The sequence below is a fragment of the Paraburkholderia nodosa genome, assembly GCF_001718195.1.
Lineage (GTDB): Bacteria > Pseudomonadota > Gammaproteobacteria > Burkholderiales > Burkholderiaceae > Paraburkholderia > Paraburkholderia nodosa_A.
This window is the reverse complement of record NZ_MCNV01000012.1, coordinates 59,443-77,327: the sequence shown is the minus strand read 5'-3', so window position 1 is coordinate 77,327 and position 17,885 is coordinate 59,443. Positions and strand designations below refer to the sequence as shown.

Below are 17,885 nucleotides of genomic sequence, written 5' to 3'. Positions count from 1 at the left end.
CAGGTCGCCTGGCCTGCTGCGTTATTCTCCAACGCGCAACAACTACACAATTTCTGCGTGGAGAAAACAGAATGAAACGAGTCGCTCTCTCGACCCTCTCGCTGGCCCTCTTGGCCGCAGCAGGCACCGCACACGCTCAGAACAGCGTGACCCTCTATGGTGTGATCGACGAATCGATCCAGTTCGCGCACAACACCGGCCCGGTCGGCGGCGCAGCAGGGAACAAGAATTTCTGGGGCCTCGCTGGCGGCAACCTGTCGGGCAACCGCTGGGGCCTGAAGGGCACGGAAGATCTGGGCGGCGGCATGAAGGCGATTTTCCAATTGGAAAACGGCTTTGACATCAACAACGGCAAGCTCGGCCAAGGCAGCAAGATGTTCGGCCGTCAGGCATACGTCGGCGTGACGCACGATCAATACGGTACGGTCACGCTCGGCCGCCAGTACGATCCGCTGGTCGACATGGTCCAGCCGCTGACCGCCGACAACTACTTCGGCAGCACGTTCACGACGCCGGGTGACGTCGACAACAACGACAACAGCTCGCGTACGAACAGCGCCATCAAGTACGTCTCGCCGAACATCCAGGGCTTCCAGTTCGAAGGCATGTACGCGCTGGGCGGCGTGGCTGGCGCAACGGGCTCGGGTCAGAGCTGGGGCGCAGCGGCTACGTACGGCATCGGCTCGTTCAACATTGCCGGCGGCTACTTCCGCATGGACAACTCAGCGTCGGCAGTTGCCCGCACCGGCTGGTCGTCGACCGCAACGTCGGACTCGATGTTCGGCGACAACCAGATCACCGCTGGCTACGACACGGCGAGTTCGGTCGGTATCGCTTCGATTGCAGCGCAATACGTCGCTGGTCCGTTCACGTTCAGCGGCCGTTACAGCAACGTTCAGATGCGTCGCGACAGCGCTTCGTTGTTCGCTTCGAACCAGCGTTTCAACGTCGCGGGCGGCTTCGTCGGCTACCAGCTGAACCCGGCCCTGTTGCTCGGCCTCGGCTACACCTGGACGCACGGCTCGGGCGACACGTCGAACACGTACAACCAGGTTTCGCTCGGCGCGGACTACAACCTGTCGAAGCGTACCGACCTGTACGCTGTTGCGGCTTACCAGCACGCCAACGGCACGCAGCGCAACGCGGACGGCACGACGACGACGGCTGGCGCAGCAATCGGCTCGTACAGCTTCAACTCGTCGTCGAGCTCGCAGGAAATCGTCAGCCTGGGCATCCGCCACAAGTTCTAAGCAACGCTTTACACCGGGCTCCGGCCCGGCGCCGGAACTGGCGGACGAGCCATTCCGGCGAAGCGAGCGAGACCACGCAGCTGAAAACGACACGCTGCACAAACCAGCCTCGGGCGCAAGCCCTGGCTGGTTTTTTTATGGCCGCCGGTTTTTAGGAGCAATCCCCCAAGGGCGTGTTCACGCAAAGTCGTGACTTACGCCGTTTACACGCCTTTTACACGAGCGCAAGACTCAGCGCAGCCGCGCCAGCGCGGCTGCGGCGTGCCACACGAACGCGTCGCTGAGCGCCGTCGCCGCGCGCTGCGCGCTGCGCACGACATGGAGCGCGCTCGACAGCGTGGGCGTGAAGCGTTTCACGCTCACCCGTGCGCTCGCGTGCTGGGCGGTCAGCGCGTCGACGAGCGCGATGCCCATCCCCGCTTCCACTATCGCCACGACCGATTGCGCGAGCGCCGCTTCGACGCCGGGCTCGCGCACCACCCCGCATTCGGCAAAGAGCCGGTCGATGGAGAGGCGCGCCTCGCTCGTCGCGGCAAACGAAATGAAGCGTTCGCCCGCGCAGTCTTGCGCATGAATCACGCGTTTGCGCGCAAGCCGGTGTCCGCGCGGCACGATGCAGCGCAGCGGCCATTCACCCAGATACTCGAGACGCGCGCCAGGATGCGCGACGGCTTGCGCGACGAAACCGAGATCGCAGCGTTGCGCCGCCACGCGCTCGGCAATCCCGGCGGCTTCGCCAGTCAGCAGTTCGAAATCGACGCCTTCGTGCTCGCTTGCAAACGCGGCGGCCACGCGCGGCAGGAAGTCGGCGCAAAGATCCGCTGAAGCGGCAATGCGCACGACCCCGCGCCGTTGTGCGCGAATCTGCGCGGCCGCCTGAGCCACGCGCTCGAAGCCGAAGAACGCGCGCTCGACTTCATCTTGCAGCGTATGGGCCTCGACGGTCGGCAGCAAACGCCCCTGGCGCCGCTCGAAAAGCGCGAACCCCATCCTGGCTTCGAAGTCAGCAAGCAAACGGCTCACCGCAGGCTGAGAAATGCCGAGCGCCTGTGCCGCGCGCGTGACGGTACCCCAGTGCATCAGCGCGCGAAACGCTTCCACCTGGCGCAAACTGAGGTCGGTTGCCCGCATAACACTATGCTATGGAAATTTAAATTATGTGGTCTACGACATCGTTTTCATACGACACGAATGACAATGATGCCTCTAACACGGGGACATCATACCGGATACCTGACCATAACATCAGAGCATAGATATGCATGTTCTGTGCGCATTGCACGCACCAAATGAAAAATCCCCGTGAGCTCGACGCCAACGGGGATTTTTTGGTACTGACAGGTAACCGCTACCCGAAGGTCGCGGCTTCAAGCGCAATCAGCGCAATCAGGCTGCTGCTGCGTCCTTCAGCTTCTTCAGGGCGCGCGCCTTGATGCGGACCGATGCGGGCTTCGCCGGGAACCAGCGCTCTTCACCCGTGAACGGATCCTTGCCGAAGCGCTTCTTCTTCGCCGGCACGGCCTGGACGACGATCTTCAGAAGGCCCGACAGCGTGAATTCGCCAGCGCCCTTCTTGTGGACCGAACCGAGGATCGTGTCTTCCAGCGCGGCGAGCACGGCCTTGGCAGCCTTCGGCTCGACGCCTGCACGTTCAGCGACGTGGGTAGCCAGCGAGGCCTTCGTGAAGGTGTCCTTGATCGGCGTCGGTACGCCGGACGCCTTCACGGCGACCTTCTTAGCTGCGGCCGTCTTGGTGGCGGGCGCTTTCTTTGCGGCAACCTTCTTGGCCGGGGCAGCTGCCTTTTTTGCGGCCACTTTCTTTGCGGAAGTCGGCATGTTTCTCCTACCAGTGTTGGTCAGTGAATCGAAGAAGCACTGCGGAATGCACGTGCTTCAACGGCGGATTCTACATACGCGCAAGCGTTTTGCGTGAAGCTTTTGCATTGTCGTTACGATTTTGTTGCGCAGCGCTGACTCTCGAACACATTTTGACGCCTGTTTACAGGGGTAAACGTGCACCTGGCGCAGCCGGATCACCGACGGACGACACGCTTCGATGGGGCGCAGCGCACGGCGCATTCGACAGGAAAGCGCCACACGTATGGCGTTTTTCCGCGATTTCGGCTGCCATGCCGGTGTCGCCGCGACGGCAAAATGCAGTCAAAGCGGGCGCAGCAGCGTGGCGAGCGATGTCAGCGCTGCGTCGATACGCTCGGCGTCGACCCCACCGTAACCGAAAAGAAAACCGCTCTGCACAGGTGCTTCGAGATGAAACGGTGCGAGCGGATGCAGCCCGATCGACGCGCTGCGCGCGGCCTGCGCCACCGCTGCAGCGTCGAGCACGTACACGAGCCGCGCCGCTTTCGGCAGCCGCGCGACGACGAGCCCGTCGTGATCCACCGGCACCGGCACGACCTTCGCGCCCAATGCGGCAAAGATGTTGCGCGTGAGCAGATCGAGCGCCTGCTGCGCGCCCTGCGTGACAATCACGTCCTGCCAGATGCCCTGCACCGCGCGGTTGAAAGCAAGATAGCGCGACACCGCAAGGCGCAGCTTCTCCTCGCCCGCCGGATCGCGGTACATGCCGAAACCGCGCGCCTGCACGCGCAGCGCGTCGTTGATGCAGCGCCGCCAGACGTCGAAGGGAAAGCGCGACTTGTCGGTGACACCGCCCGCGAAATCGCAGGCGAGCCGCGTATCGAGGCGCGGCAACGAACCGTGCAGCGCCTCGGCTTGCGCCTGCGCGCCCCGCGCGGCACCTTCCCGGTACGCGCAGAAGTGATCGCCGCGGTGGCCGCGCGTATCTGCGGATTCGGATGACCGTGCTCGCGCGCGGGCAGGCGTTCGAGCGTCTGCGCCACGAAAGTGCCCGAGCCGCGCCGCGATTTCAGATAGCCTTCGGCGAGCAGCCGTTCGAATACGTCGAGCGTGGTCTTGCGCGAAACGCCGAGTAGAGCGCGCGAGCAAAAGCTCGATTGAAAAGCCGCTCGCGGAACCGGTGCGCCTGCGCGCTTCGCAGATCAACGGCTGCGCCTATTGCGTGGACATGCACACCGGTGATGCGCGTAAAGGCGGCGAAACCGATCGCCGGCTCGCCACGGTATCGGTGTGGCGCGAAACCCCCTTCTTCACCGAGCGCGAGCGCGCGGCGCTCGAATGGACCGAATCAGTCACGCTGCTCGCGCAAACGCACGTACCCGGCGAAGTGTGGGAACGCGTGAAGCCGCATTTCAGCGACCAGGAGATCACCGACCTCACGCTGCTGATCATCGCGATCAACGGCTGGAACCGCATCGCGGTGACGTTCCGCAAGATGCCGGCTTGAGTCCGAAGCAGCAAGCGCGCTGCTTCAGCTGCCGCAAATTAAGCGGCGACTGAACGCGGCGCGGGTGTCGATCACCGAGTGCTTTCCGATTGCGGCTCGCACGCCGCTGGCAGTTTTTGCGCGGTTTTTGGCATGGTTGTGGAGCGGCGCGAGATTACAGTGATTCCCGAATCATCGGCACACCGCGTCGGCCTTTTCGATAGCCAAACCTTGACCGGGAACACCACATGGCACTGCAGATCGGATTTCTCGTCTTCCCCAACGTTCAACAGCTCGACCTGACCGGCCCATACGACGTGCTCGCCTCGATGCCGGACACCCGCGCGCGGCTCATCTGGAAGACGCTCGACCCGGTGCGCTCGAGCACCGGCCTCATGCTCACGCCCGACACGACCTTCGAGGACTGCCCGCCGCTCGACGTGATCTGCGTGCCGGGCGGCAGCGGCGTCTCCCAGCTGATTCCAGACGACGAGACGCTCGCGTTCCTGCGCCGCCAGGCGAGCACGGCGCGCTACGTCACTTCGGTTTGCACGGGTGCGCTCGTGCTCGGCGCGGCCGGGCTGCTGCGCGGACGGCGCGCGACCACGCACTGGGCCTTCCACGAACTGCTGGAGCCGCTCGGCGCGCTGCCCGTGAAAGCGCGCGTGGTGCGCGACGGGAACGTGCTGACCGGCGGCGGCATCACCGCGGGTATCGATTTCGCATTGACGCTCGCCGCCGAACTGATCGGCGACGAGGACGCCCAGGCGCTCCAGCTCGAACTCGAGTACGCGCCCGCGCCGCCGTTCGATGCAGGCGACCCCGCCAGCGCGCCGCGTGCAATCGTGGAAAGGTTGCGCGCGCAGACAGCCGCATCGCTCGCCGCACGCGCACGCGTAGTCGCGGCGGCGGCCGCGAAGCTCGGTGCTTGAGCGCCCGTTGAGGCCGCCGGGGTAACTACTGCGGTTACCGGCAAGCCAGGGTCAGCGCTTGCTACCGTCTTTGATGGGGATCGATTACATTGAGCAACGGGCGCGCCGCAGTCGTTTGCGCCCGTCCTCCCAGACCTGGGTAAGTCGTTCAAATCAACCATTAAGGGAATCAATGCGCTCCACAACCAGCAAGCTGACTCTCGCCGCGGCGACCGCCGCATTCCTGATCGGCGTTGCCGCGCCGGCATTTGCGCAAACGGAAGCCAGCGCACCCGCCGCCACGGCCTCGCAACCGCTCACCAAGGAACAAAAGGCGCAGGCCAAAGCTCAAGCCAAAGCGCAGCGCAAGGCCGAACGCAAGCAGGCCCGCGCGAAGAACAATGCCGAGTTGAAGAAGCTGGAAGACGCAGGCTACAAGCCGGCGCTGAACGACCCGAACTATCCGCAGAACCTGCAGGACGCACAGAAGAAAGCTAACGCTGCTGCTGGCGCCAGCCAGTAATTCGCGTCAGCGGTCGTTTTAACCGGCTGTTTTGCCGGTTAAAACGCCTTCACCTTCAGCTTGCCCGCATCACCCGCAGCATGCTGCAACGCTGCGCTTCCCCCGCCTTCGCGCTCGCGCGCTCCCGCTGTACACACTAAACGCTTCATCAGTCGAATGGCAGTACCATCCGCGATGCGAATGCGCTGACTCGTTCGCAAGCCGCCACACCGCCGCTTTTCGATGCTGCATGCGCTCTGCCAGAAGCGACACGCGAGCCATGCCGCGTGCATGCCCAACAGGGAGTCATCGCCATGAACGCACCCCAGCCAGCCGCCAACGCGAGCGCGGCGCCGCAGAAGAAGGGCATACCTGTGGGCCTGATCGCGGGCGTGGTCGCGCTCGTCGTCGTGCTTCTGCTGCCCCTGCCCGATAGCCTCCCGCCCGCCGGCCAGCGCATGCTCGCCATCCTCGCGTTCGCCGTGGTCGTGTGGCTCACCGAAGCCGTATCGTACGAAGCGAGCGCCATCATCATCACGTCGCTCATGGCGTTTCTCGTGGGCACCGCGCCCACCATCGAAAACCCCGCTGTCGATTACGGCACCAACAAAGCCATCAGCATGGCGCTCGCGGGCTTCTCCAATTCCGCGCTCGCGCTCGTGGCCGGCGCACTCTTCATCTCCGCGGCGATGACCGTCACCGGGCTCGACCGGCGCATTGCGCTCGTCACGCTCTCGCTGATCGGCACCACCACGCGGCGCATCCTGATCGGCGCGGTCGCCGTGACCATCGTGCTCTCGTTCGTCGTACCGAGCGCCACCGCGCGCAGCGCGTGTGTCGTGCCGATCATGGTGGGCGTCATCTCGGCGTTCGGCGTCGACAAGCGCTCGAACATCGCGGCAGGCATCATGATCGTGGTCGCGCAAGCCACGAGCATCTGGAACGTCGGCATCCAGACCGCCGCCGCGCAGAATCTGCTGACCGTGGGCTTCATGGACAAGATGCTCGGCGCGCGCGTCACGTGGCTCGACTGGCTCATTGCGGGCGCGCCCTGGGCGATCGTGATGTCGGCGGCGCTGCTCTTCATCGTGCTGAAGATGCTGCCGCCCGAAGCCGATGCCATCGCGGGCGGCAAGGAAGCCGTCGAAGCCTCGCTGCGCGAACTCGGCCCCATGACGGGCCCGCAGAAACGCCTGCTCGGGGTTTCCATCGGCCTGCTGCTCTTCTGGGCGACCGAAGGCAAGCTGCACCCGTTCGACACCACTTCGGTCACTTACGTGGGGCTCGTGCTGCTGCTGTTGCCGCGCTTTGGCGTGATGGACTGGAAGACCGTGCAAAGCCGCATTCCGTGGGGCACGGTGATCGTGTTCGGCGTGGGCATCAGCCTCGGCACGGCGCTGCTCACGACGAAAGCGGGCCAATGGCTCGGCGACCTCGTCGCGCATCACACGGGGCTCGACACCGCCACGCCGTTCATGGCCTTCGCGATTCTCTCGGCCTTCCTCATCCTCATCCACCTCGGTTTTGCGAGCGCAACGGCGCTCACCTCCGCGATGTTGCCGATTCTCGTGTCGGTGCTGCAGTCCATGCAGGGCGACTTCAACCGGCTCGGTCTCACCATGCTGCTCGGCTACGTGGTGAGCTTCGGCTTCATCCTGCCGATCAACGCGCCGCAAAACATGGTGTGCCTCGCCACCGAAACGTTCACGGCGAAGCAGTTTGCGCGCGTGGGCATCGTGCTGACCGTCGTCGGCTATGTGTTGTTGCTGCTGTTCGCCGCGACGTGGTGGCGCTGGCTGGGCTGGATCTGAACACTGCACCCGAACGCTGCACGGTTAGCAAGGAGCCGCTCATGGAAGTCAGGATCGACGACGCACGCCGCTTCGCCACGGCCGTGCTCACGAACGTCTCGGTGACCGAAGACATCGCCGCCGACGTGGCCGACCATCTGATCGAATCCGACCGCGTGGGCTACGCGAGCCACGGCCTGTCGATCCTGCCTAACTACAAGCGCGTGCTGGCCGCGGGCTTCGTCACCGCAGACGGCCGCGCCGAGCGCGTCGTCGACCGCGGCAGCCTGATCGGCTATGACGGCCACAGCGGCTTCGGACAGCACATTGGCAAGGTCGTGATGGAAGACGCGATCGCTCGCGCGCGCGAACATGGGCAGTGCATCGTAACGCTGCGTCATAGCCATCACCTGGGGCGCATGGGCCACTACGGCGAAATGGTCGCGGCGCAGGGGTACGTGCTGCTCGCCTTCACCAACGTGGTCAATCGCGCGCCGACCGTCGCGCCGTTCGGCGGACGCGAGCCCCGGCTCACGACCAACCCGCTGTGCTTCGCGGGTCCGCTGCCGGGCGGGCGGCCGCCCTTCGTCGTGGATATCGCCACGAGCGCCATCGCCGTGAACAAAGCGCGCGTGCTCGCCGAAAACGGCCTGCCGGCGCCTGACGGCTCGGTGATCGACGCGAACGGCCAGCCGAGCACCGACCCCAACGTGTTGTTCGCCGACCCGCCAGGCGCGCTGCTGCCGTTCGGTCTGCACAAGGGCTATGCGCTGGGTCTCGTGGCGGAACTGCTCGCGGGGGTGCTCTCGGGCGGCGGCACGATCCATCCGGACAACCCGCGCAATGGCGTCGCGACCAACAATCTGTTCGCGCTGGTGCTCGATCCGCAGGTGGACTTCAACACGACGTGGCGCTCGCAGGAGGTCGAATCGTTCCTCGATTATCTGCTCAGCTGCCCGCCGCAGGATCCGTCGCAGCCGGTGCAGTACCCCGGCCAGTACGAAGCGGAAAATCGTGCGCGGCACATGCAGACGATCACGCTGCCCGACTCCGTGAGAAAGCCGTTCGCCGACATCGCCACCGAACTGGGCATTGCGCCGCTTACGGCGATTTGAGGCGATCCAACGCGACGCTGTAAACAGAAAACCGCGCGAACCCTGCGGGACTCGCGCGGCCTTTCATGCGTTGCACTTACCTCACACGGCAACCGCGCCCACGTAGTTTTCGGCCATCGCCGTCGCGGCGGCGCGGGACGTGGTGACATGCTCCAGTTCGGCAACCTGCAGGCGCTGCTCGAACGGCGTGGCGTCGTCGAGGCGGTGCATCATGCGCGTCATCCAGTACGAGAAGTGCTCGGCGCGCCAGATGCGGCGCAGCGCCGTTTCGCTATAGCCATCGAGCAGATCGGTGCGGCCTTCCTTGTAGAACGCCACGAGCGCCGCGGTCAGCACGCGCACGTCCGCCACCGCGAGATTGAGGCCCTTCGCGCCGGTCGGCGGCACGATGTGCGCCGCATCGCCCGCGAGAAAGAGGCGGCCGTGCTGCATCGTGGTCGTGACGAAGCTGCGCATGCCCACGATGTTCTTCTGGAAGATCTTGCCTTCCACCACCTGGTGGCCTTCGCGCGAATCGACGCGCGCGTGCAGCTCGGCCCAGATGCGGTCGTCGGACCAGTTGTCGACGTTGTCCGTCGGATCGCACTGGAAGTACATGCGCTGCACGTTCGGCGAGCGCGTGCTGACGAGCGCGAAGCCGCGATCGTGCCGCGCGTAGATCAGCTCGTCGGAAGTGGGCGGCGCCTCGACGAGAATACCGAACCAGCCGAACGGGAACACGCGCTCGTAGTCCTGGCGCAGCGCCGCCGGAATCGAGGCGCGCGACACGCCGTGGAAACCGTCGCAGCCGATCACGTAGTCGCAGTGCAGCTCGTGCTCTTCGCCTTCGTGCGTGAAGCGGATCGACGGCGTGCTGGTTTCGACGCCGTAAATCGACGTCTTCGAGACGTTGAAGAAGAGCTTGCCGTCCGCGGCCACGCGCGCCGCCACGAGGTCCTTGAGCACTTCGTGCTGCGCGTAGACGGTGATGGCTTTGCCCGTGAGGCCGGTGAGATCGATGCGGCGGCGCTTGCCTTCGAACGCGAGTTCGAAGCCGTGATGCACTGCGCCTTCGGCCTTCATGCGCTCGCCGACGCCCGCTTCGGTGAGCACGTCCATCGTGCCTTGCTCTAGCACGCCGGCGCGTATGGTCGATTCGATCTGCTCGCGGCCACGCAGCTCGATCACGACCGAGTCGATGCCACGCAAATGCAGAAGATGGGAAAGAAGCAGGCCCGCGGGCCCGGCGCCAATGATGCCAACCTGGGTGCGCATGAGATGTCTCCTGATGCGGCGTTGCTTGAATTGATTTTTGGCAAGTTTCGCCGCAGCACGCGTTATCGCGCAACGCGATATGGAGAATATGGACTATCTCTATTTTGAATAGTGTTGCAGTCGCCAGCCGTCTCGCATCGCCATTGTGCGGAACGGAAATTGCTCATTGCCACGCTTCGCCTGCGCCCCAGGTTTGCGCACTGGCGCGCTCGTCGCCCCTCAAAAACATCAAGGCCATGTCCTTCCCGTTCCGCTCCCGCACGCCCACATCCGCCACGACATCCCGCCCCGTCCCGTTTGCCGCCACGCTCGCCGCTGCGCTGTGCCTCGCCTGGCCGCTCGCGCAAACCGCCCATGCCGCCGACGCACAAGCCGACGTCGCAGCCTCCGCGAGCGCACCCGCCAACGCGCAGGAATTACAAACGCCCGCGCGATCGGCAAGGCCGGTTCGCTCGCCGGCGCAGCATGACGCCGCAAAAGAGAGCCGGCCCGCCACGCCCGCCGACCTCTATGGCCGCCTCTATCACGACGTGCAGCTCGCGCAGATCTTCCCCGACGGCAAGACGTTTGCCGACATACTGCCCAACGAGCGCCCGAGCCAGATCACGGCCGCCTACGAGCGCTGGCGCCAGCAACACGCGGGGCTGCACGACAGCGCCGCGCGCAAGGCCGCGCTCGCGCAGTTCGTGAACCGGTACTTCACGGCCCCGGCGCAAACCGAAGATCACTACGTTTCCGATCCGAACCAGGATGTCGTCGGCCACATCGACACGCTCTGGAACGTGCTGAGCCGCCGCCCCGACGCAAAGCCGAATCCGTATTCGTCGCTGCTGCCGCTGCCCTATGCGTACGTCGTGCCGGGCGGCCGCTTCAACGAAATCTACTACTGGGATTCGTACTTCATCATGCTCGGCCTGGAAGCGAGCGGCCGCCACGAACTCGCGCTCGACGAGCTGAGCAACTTCGCCGCGCTGATCGACCGATACAGCCACATCGCGAACGGCAATCGCACGTACTACCTGAGCCGCTCGCAGCCGCCGTTTTTCGCGCAGATGGTGAGCCTCGTTGCGGAAAAAGACGGCGACGCCGTGTACCTCCACTACCTGCCGCAACTGCGCAAGGAATACGACTACTGGATGGCCGGCGCGCAGACGCTCAAGCCCGGTCACGCCGCGCGCCACCTCGTGCGCCTGCCCGACGGCACGCTGCTCAACCGCGACTGGGACGCGCGCAACCGCCCGCGCGACGAGTCGTACCGCGAGGACATCCTGACCGCGCGCGCCACGCCGCAACGCGACGCCTCCGACCTCTGGCGCAACCTGCGCGCGGGCGCGGAAACGGGCTGGGACTACAGCTCGCGCTGGCTCGCCGACGGCCAAACGCTCTCGACTATCGATGTGACCTCGCTCGCGCCGGTCGACCTCAATTCGCTGATGGTGATCCTCGAACGCACGCTCGCGAAGGCCTATGGCCTCAAGGGCGACGCGCGCGAGGCCGAACTGATGACGAAGCGCGCGCAACAACGCGCCGACGCCATCGACCGCGTGCTCTGGGACCCGCAACTGCATGCCTACAGCGACTACGACTTCGCGCACCGCACGCTCACGCACCGGCTCACGGCGGCGACCGTCTATCCGCTCTATGCGGGCGTGGCGACGAAGGCCCAGGCGCAGGAAGTGGCCGCCGCGGTGCGCGCCGGGCTGCTGCGCCCCGGCGGCCTCGCCACCACCCAGGTCGCGACCGGCCAGCAATGGGACGAGCCGAACGGCTGGGCGCCGCTGCAATATCTCGCGGTCATGGGGCTGCGCCGCTACGGCGCACAGGACCTCGCGCAGGAGATCGCCACGCGCTGGATCGCGACGAATCTCGCCTACTACGCGCGCACACACAAGCTCGTCGAGAAGTACGACGTGAGCGCGTCGGCCACGAAGGCCTCGTCGGCAGGCGGCGGCGAATATCCGCTGCAGGACGGCTTTGGATGGACCAACGGCGTCCTGCGCGTGCTGCTGCAGATGTATCCGCAGACGGGCGCCGCGCAAGGCGCACCGGCGGCGTCCGCCGCGGCCGCGGCCAGCACGCCCTGAGGCGCCGCCGCGCGCCCGCCGCGCCGCACGCCGGCGGCGCGCGGCGTACACTTTTTGCGCCACCGCAGCGTAATCGTCGTATAGCAACCAGGAGCCCCCCATGCGCAACGAAACGGCCTTTTTGTTCGACCTCGACGGTACGCTCGTCGACAGCGTGTACCAGCATGTGCTCGCATGGAAGGAAGCGCTCGACGCGGACGGCATCGAGCTCTCGGTGTGGCGCATTCACCGGCGCATCGGCATGAGCGGCGGTCTCTTCATGAACCAGTTGCTGCGCGAGACCCACGAGGCCCACGAGTCGATCGCCCCCGAGCGCATCGCGCGCTTGCAAAAACTACACGCCGACGCCTACCGCCGCCACGCCGACCAGGTGCGCCCGCTGCCCGGCGCCCGCGCGCTGCTCGACACCCTCAGCGCGGCGCAAGTGCCCTGGGCGATCGCCACGAGCGGGCGGCTCGCCACGGCGTCCGTGAACCTGCAGGCGCTCGGCGTGGACCCGTCCGTCACGACGGTGGTCACGCGCGACGAAGTGCGCCACGCCAAGCCCGACCCCGATCTTTTCGTCGCCGCGGCACTGCGGCTGAACGTGCCGATCGAGCGCTGCCTCGTGGTGGGCGACAGCGTCTGGGACATGCTCGCGGCCCAACGCTGCCGCGCGCTCGGCATCGGCCTGCAGTCGGGCGGCTACGGCACCGAGGAGCTGCAACGCGCGGGCGCGCTACGCGTGTACGAAGATCCCGCCGACCTGCTCGACCATCTCGACGAAGTCTGCGCTCGCGATTGAGCCGCTGATCGAGCCGCCGCTCGGACTGATTGCGCGCGCCGCCGCACGCGGCGCGAAAATTGCGCAGCTCTCGGCTGTGCAGTGCAGCACCGCGGCTGCGCCGCCCCGCTTCTGGCGCACGTCATGTACTGCATGTCGCGCGCCATCGGCGTATGCTGACATAGGTCAATTCGACAACTCACCGGCCGGCTCCCGCCGCCTGCTGCGATGAACGACTCCGCCCCTGCCCCCGGAACTCCCAGCGCGCCGCGCGTGACGGTGGTCGTCCTCACGCGCAATCATGTACGTCAAACCATCGATACCGTCGCGCGCCTCACCGCCCTTCCCGAACACCCGGACGTCATCGTGGCCGACAACGGCTCCACCGATTCCACCGTCTCCCTGCTGGCGTCGCTCTTTCCGCAAGTGCGCATCGTCCAGTCGCTGGGCGATCACGGCATGGCCGGTTTCAATCGCGCCGTGCTGCTCGCGCGCACCGACTATGTCGCGTGCTGCGACGACAGCACCTGGTTCGCGCCCGGCGCGCTCGCGCGTGCGGCGCACCTGCTCGACGCCCACACGCAGGTGGCCGTGCTCAACGCGCGCGTGGTGAGCGGCGACGAGCGCGAAATTCACCCCGCCTGCCTGATGCTCGCCGCCACGTCGCCGGGTACGGAAGGCGAAGCCGGGCCTGCGCTCGCGAACTTCATGGCCGGCGCGTGCATTTTCCGCGCGGCCGTGTTCCACGCGCTCGGCGGCTACGAGGAGCGGCTGTCACACGGCGGCGCCGAAGAGCTTGCCGCGCTCGACATGCTGTCGGCCGGCCACCAGATCGTTTATTGCGAGCAGGCGCTCGCGCATCGCGAGCCGCTTTACCGCTGGTTCACGCGCGCGCAGCAATGCTCGCTCGCGCGCAACACCGCCTGGGTGGCGTGGATGCGATTGCCCGCGCGCGATGCGATCGCGGCGACCGGCCGTGCGCTCGCGGTGTTCGCGCGCCAGCGCTCGCTCGGGCCCGCGGGCGTGGCGCTGCTGCGCGGCGCGTTCTGGACGTTGCGCGCACGCCGCGTGGTGCCGCCGCACGTCGTGCTGCTCACCCGCCAGGTACGCCGCGCGGAACGCCACGTGCGCGCGGGCATTCCGGCAATGGCCGAAAAGTACGACCGCTCAGGGCAGCGCGCGTGGTAAGCTGCGACGCCCGCTGCGTGCGGGCCGTCCATTCAGGAGGCCGGAGCCTGTTAATCTTGTGAACAGGCCCTATGACAGACCCGAGGACCATGACGACGCCCGACCCCGGCATCGCCCAGCAAAACACCGTCGCCGAAAGCCACCACGAACGCCGCTTCGAGGCGCTCGTGGAGCCGATCGAGGACTACGCGATCTTCCTGCTCGATACGCGCGGCTACATCGTGAGCTGGAATCGCGGCGCGGCCCGCATCAAGGGCTATGAAGCGCACGAGATCATCGGCCAGCATTTCTCGCGTTTTTACACCGACGAAGCCAACGCGCGCCGCTGGCCCGATCACGAGCTGGAGCAGGCCGCGCTGCACGGACGCTTCAACGACGAAGGCTGGCGCGTGCGCAAGGACGGCTCGATGTTCTGGGCCAACGTCGTCATCACCGCGCTGCACGAGAGCGACGGCTCGCTCTCCGGCTTTGCCAAGGTCACGCGCGACCTCACCGCCGAACGCCGCCAGGTCGAAGCGCTGCGTCTTTCCGAAGAGCGCTTTCGCCTGCTCGTGGAAAGCGTGAGCGACTACGCGATGTTCATGCTCGATCCGCAGGGCAACGTGGTGAGCTGGAACACCGGCGCGACCAACCTGAAGGGCTACCGTCCGGCCGAGATCGTCGGCCAGCATTTTTCCGTGTTCTATCCGCCCGACGAGGTCGCCGCCGGTCAGCCCGAACGCGAGCTGCGCCGCGCGAAGGAGTTGGGCCGGGTCGTGAGCGAGGGCTGGCGCGTGCGCAAGGACGGCTCGATGTTCTGGGCCAGTGTCACGCTCACCGCGGTGCATGACGGCCAAGGCCGCCTCACGGGGTTCGCGAAGGTCACGCGCGACATGACCGAAAGCCGCCGCACCGACGAACTCGAGCATTCGAGCGAACAGATGAAGCAGTTCCTCGCCTTGCTCGCGCACGAACTGCGCAACCCGCTCGCGCCGGTGCGCAACGCCGTGGCCACGATGCGCCTCATGGATGCGCCGAGCCCCGAGATCGAGCGAGCGAGCGAAATGATCGACCGTCAGATCGTGCACCTCACCCGGCTCGTGGACGACCTGCTCGACGTCGGGCGCATCACGTCGGGCAAGATCGAGTTGCGCGAGGCGCCGCTCGACCTGCACGAAGTGGTCGCGCACGCCATCGACGCGGCGCAGCCCTTCACCTCGGCACGCGGTCAGCACGTGGACGTGCAGATGCCCGACGAGCCGCTCACCATGAAGGGCGACCACACGCGGCTCGTGCAGGTGCTGCAGAACCTGCTGCACAACGCCTCGAAGTTCTCGCCCGACGGCAGCCGCATCGTCGTGGACGTGCGTTCCGCCGCGCGCGCCGTGCAGATCCAGGTGCGCGACGAAGGCCGCGGCCTGCGGCCCGGCACATACGAGTCGATCTTCGGCCTCTTCAGCCAGGACCGCTCGGCGCCGGGGCCCACGGAAAACGGGCTCGGCATCGGCCTCATGCTGTGCCGCTCGCTCGTCGAGCTGCATGGCGGCACCATCTCCGCCAGGAGCGACGGGCCCGGCAAAGGCAGCACGTTCACGATCCGCCTGCCGTTCGCGCGCGAGGCCACGCATGCCGTGCAGCCGCCGCCGCTCACGCCGGACACGGCCGAGCTTGCCGCGCTGGCCGAAGCCGGCGTGCCGCCGCTGCGCGTGCTCGTGGTCGACGACAACCGCGATTCGGCCGACAGCCTCGCCATGCTGCTCGAACTCAAAGGGCACGACGTGCGCGTGGCCTACAGCGCCGCCCACGCGCGCGAGGAAGTGGACGGCTTCACGCCGGACGCCGCGCTCATCGACATCGCCATGCCCGAGATCGACGGCTACGCGACGCTGCGTGCCCTACGCGCGCTGCCGCCACTCAAGCACACGCTGTTCGCCGCGATGACCGGCTTCGGCCAGGCTGCCGACATCGAGCTCACGCACGAAGCGGGCTTCGAGATGCATCTCGTGAAGCCCGTGGACGTCACGCTGTTCGACGAGGTGCTCGCGCTTGCGGCGGCAAGGCAAAGGCGCCGCAGCGCGTGACGTTCGACTTGTCGCGCCCTTGAGTTACGGTGCCTTAAGGTGAGATAGGTGCGAACGGCCGGTATTCGACCTCGGGCCCGCGCACGACAATGGCCGTCGATTCCGGCACTTCGGCCCATACATCGGGCGCATCGCCAAGTGGCTCGGACACGAGCAGATACGCGTCGTCACCGGCTGCGATGATGCGCGGGTCGTCGGGATACAGTTCGCGCAGATGCCGGAACGCCGTGGTGTGATAAAGCGAGCGGGAATTGCGCTCGCTCGAATAGCGCACAGCGACGATCTGCTCGCCGTCGCATGCGCAAACCGTCATGTTGAGCGCCGGCTCGACGCCATGCTTTTGCGCGGTTGCCTCCACAAAACCCGCCATGCGTTCCAGCGCAAGAACGGGCTCGACTTCGAGGCCGAACGTCATCGCGAGATAGAACATCGTTTCCGAATCCGTCGACCCCTCGAGCGCATTGAAGCGCCCCGGATCGATCGCGACCAGCAGGTCGCGCCGCATCAGCGGATAGCTGCGGATCAGACCGTTGTGCGCAAAGATCCAGCGCCGGTGCCGAAACGGATGGCAGTTCGTTTCCTGCACCGGCGTATGCGTGGCCGCGCGAATGTGCGCGACGAACATGGGCGCACGCACCGCGCGCGCCAGTTCGCGCAGGTTGCGGTCGTTCCAGGCGGGATGCACGCTGCGGTAACGATAGGGAATGTCGTGCGGGTCCTGATACCAACCCATGCCGAAGCCATCGCCATTCGTGGTGGTCGCGCCTTTGGTGGAATGCAGGCTTTGATCGATCAGCGAATGCCGTGCGTGAAACAGCACGGTTTCGAGTTGCACGGGGTTCCCGCTATAAGCGAGCCAGCGGCACATGATGGTCTCCTTCGCGTGAGGACGCTTGTGTACGCCGGCCTGCTCACGAGCTACAGGCGCCGCTACTTCGCGGCGCGCAGGTCGGCGATCGGCGTGAGAAAGCCGGTCAGGCCAGTCAGTATGATCTGCACCCCGATGCACAGGAGCAGAAACGACGACACGCGCATGGCCACGCGCGTGCCTTCCACACCCAGGTACTGCGAAAGCCGCGCGGCGCGGCTGTACACGTAATAGATCACGAGCATGACGAGCGCGGAGATCACGAGCGACGCGAAGCTCGAGAGCAGCCACGCCGAAAGCTTGTGCGTGCGGTTGGCATTCAGCGCAATGGCCGTGGCGATGGAGCCCGGGCCGGTGGTGAGCGGAATGGTCAGCGGAAAAAAGGCTTTTCCGGAAGCCGAACTCGCGCTCACGGGCTTGACCGGATGATCGACCGCGGGCGGCTCCGGCTCGGGCGCGTTGAGCATTTGCCAGCCGGCCACGGCTACGGCGAGGCCGCCGCCGATACGCAGCGCTTCCATTGAAATACCGAAGAAATGCAGGATGGGCGTGCCGACGAAAAAAGCCCCGACCAGCACGAAGAACGCGTTGATCGCCACGCGTTTGGCGAGCAGGCGCCGCTCTTCGTCAGTAAGCGTTGTGGTGCGATCGAGAAAAACAAAAGCACCGCTCAAGGGATTGATGATGCTGATGAGTCCGGTGAAACCGAACAGGATGTCTGAAATCAGGCTCTCGATCATGGAGTCGATCCGTTGAGGGCATGCGCAAAAAGCGCGCCGGGCTGCGAGAAGTGTAG

14 protein-coding genes and 2 pseudogenes are annotated in these 17,885 nt (G+C 66.0%); 10 read left to right on the top strand and 6 right to left on the bottom strand.

Annotated elements, in window-relative coordinates; translation table 11 throughout:
* The first annotated feature begins 71 nt into the window (after positions 1 to 71).
* Entirely contained in the window at positions 72 to 1,250 is a 1,179-nt protein-coding gene (locus BFD71_RS21080) for a porin (RefSeq protein WP_069266250.1), read from the top strand.
* Between the two features lie 231 nt (positions 1,251 to 1,481).
* Here the strand turns inward: BFD71_RS21080 and BFD71_RS21075 are convergent, their stop codons facing one another.
* From BFD71_RS21075 to BFD71_RS42235, 3 genes and pseudogenes are all read right to left on the bottom strand, one after another.
* Positions 1,482 to 2,381, bottom strand: coding sequence for a LysR substrate-binding domain-containing protein (locus BFD71_RS21075; RefSeq protein ID WP_069266249.1), 900 nt, complete (start codon positions 2,379 to 2,381; stop codon positions 1,482 to 1,484).
* A 255-nt stretch (positions 2,382 to 2,636) separates the two neighbouring features.
* Positions 2,637 to 3,086: an HU family DNA-binding protein gene (locus tag BFD71_RS21070; protein ID WP_069266248.1), complete on the bottom strand. Its 450-nt coding sequence runs from the start codon at positions 3,084 to 3,086 to the stop codon at positions 2,637 to 2,639.
* Positions 3,087 to 3,590: 504 nt separating this feature from the next.
* A pseudogene (locus BFD71_RS42235) lies at positions 3,591 to 4,201 on the bottom strand (PLP-dependent aminotransferase family protein); the annotation flags it as partial.
* A gap of 2 nt (positions 4,202 to 4,203) precedes the next feature.
* Between BFD71_RS42235 and BFD71_RS21060 the strand changes: the two are divergent.
* The 5 genes and pseudogenes from BFD71_RS21060 to BFD71_RS21035 form a co-directional block, all read left to right on the top strand.
* Positions 4,204 to 4,575, top strand: a pseudogene (locus BFD71_RS21060) (carboxymuconolactone decarboxylase family protein); the annotation flags it as partial.
* A gap of 227 nt (positions 4,576 to 4,802) precedes the next feature.
* On the top strand, positions 4,803 to 5,486 hold the full coding sequence (locus tag BFD71_RS21055; protein WP_069266245.1) for a DJ-1/PfpI family protein: 684 nt from the start codon (positions 4,803 to 4,805) through the stop codon (positions 5,484 to 5,486).
* Between the two features lie 172 nt (positions 5,487 to 5,658).
* Positions 5,659 to 5,988, top strand: coding sequence for a hypothetical protein (locus tag BFD71_RS21050; RefSeq protein ID WP_069266244.1), 330 nt, complete (start codon positions 5,659 to 5,661; stop codon positions 5,986 to 5,988).
* Positions 5,989 to 6,281: 293 nt separating this feature from the next.
* The gene (locus BFD71_RS21040) at positions 6,282 to 7,778 is read left to right on the top strand and encodes a DASS family sodium-coupled anion symporter (RefSeq protein ID WP_069266242.1); all 1,497 of its coding nucleotides are present in this window, start codon (positions 6,282 to 6,284) and stop codon (positions 7,776 to 7,778) included.
* A 41-nt stretch (positions 7,779 to 7,819) separates the two neighbouring features.
* Positions 7,820 to 8,872 (top strand): Ldh family oxidoreductase, encoded by a 1,053-nt coding sequence (locus BFD71_RS21035; RefSeq protein WP_069266241.1) that lies wholly within the window; start codon positions 7,820 to 7,822, stop codon positions 8,870 to 8,872.
* 81 nt (positions 8,873 to 8,953) lie between these two features.
* On the opposite strand, the gene BFD71_RS21030 is transcribed toward BFD71_RS21035, so the two are convergent.
* Positions 8,954 to 10,126 (bottom strand): 4-hydroxybenzoate 3-monooxygenase, encoded by a 1,173-nt coding sequence (locus BFD71_RS21030; RefSeq protein WP_069266240.1) that lies wholly within the window; start codon positions 10,124 to 10,126, stop codon positions 8,954 to 8,956.
* Positions 10,127 to 10,362: 236 nt separating this feature from the next.
* On the opposite strand from BFD71_RS21030, the gene treF reads away from it, so the two are divergent.
* From treF to BFD71_RS21010, 4 genes are all read left to right on the top strand, one after another.
* On the top strand, positions 10,363 to 12,210 hold the full coding sequence (gene treF, locus BFD71_RS21025) for an alpha,alpha-trehalase TreF (RefSeq protein WP_069266239.1): 1,848 nt from the start codon (positions 10,363 to 10,365) through the stop codon (positions 12,208 to 12,210).
* A 100-nt stretch (positions 12,211 to 12,310) separates the two neighbouring features.
* Positions 12,311 to 12,994, top strand: coding sequence for an HAD family hydrolase (locus BFD71_RS21020; RefSeq protein WP_069266238.1), 684 nt, complete (start codon positions 12,311 to 12,313; stop codon positions 12,992 to 12,994).
* Positions 12,995 to 13,246: 252 nt separating this feature from the next.
* On the top strand, positions 13,247 to 14,161 hold the full coding sequence (locus tag BFD71_RS21015) for a glycosyltransferase family 2 protein (RefSeq protein ID WP_256094836.1): 915 nt from the start codon (positions 13,247 to 13,249) through the stop codon (positions 14,159 to 14,161).
* An 89-nt stretch (positions 14,162 to 14,250) separates the two neighbouring features.
* Complete coding sequence (locus BFD71_RS21010; RefSeq protein WP_256094835.1) at positions 14,251 to 16,221, top strand: PAS domain-containing hybrid sensor histidine kinase/response regulator; 1,971 nt, start codon at positions 14,251 to 14,253, stop codon at positions 16,219 to 16,221.
* Positions 16,222 to 16,255: 34 nt separating this feature from the next.
* On the opposite strand, the gene BFD71_RS21005 is transcribed toward BFD71_RS21010, so the two are convergent.
* Together BFD71_RS21005 and BFD71_RS21000 are read right to left on the bottom strand one after the other, a co-directional pair.
* Complete coding sequence (locus BFD71_RS21005; protein WP_069266236.1) at positions 16,256 to 17,089, bottom strand: class II glutamine amidotransferase; 834 nt, start codon at positions 17,087 to 17,089, stop codon at positions 16,256 to 16,258.
* A gap of 62 nt (positions 17,090 to 17,151) precedes the next feature.
* Entirely contained in the window at positions 17,152 to 17,829 is a 678-nt protein-coding gene (locus tag BFD71_RS21000; RefSeq protein WP_069266235.1) for a MarC family protein, read from the bottom strand.
* Between the last annotated feature and the right edge of the window lie 56 nt (positions 17,830 to 17,885).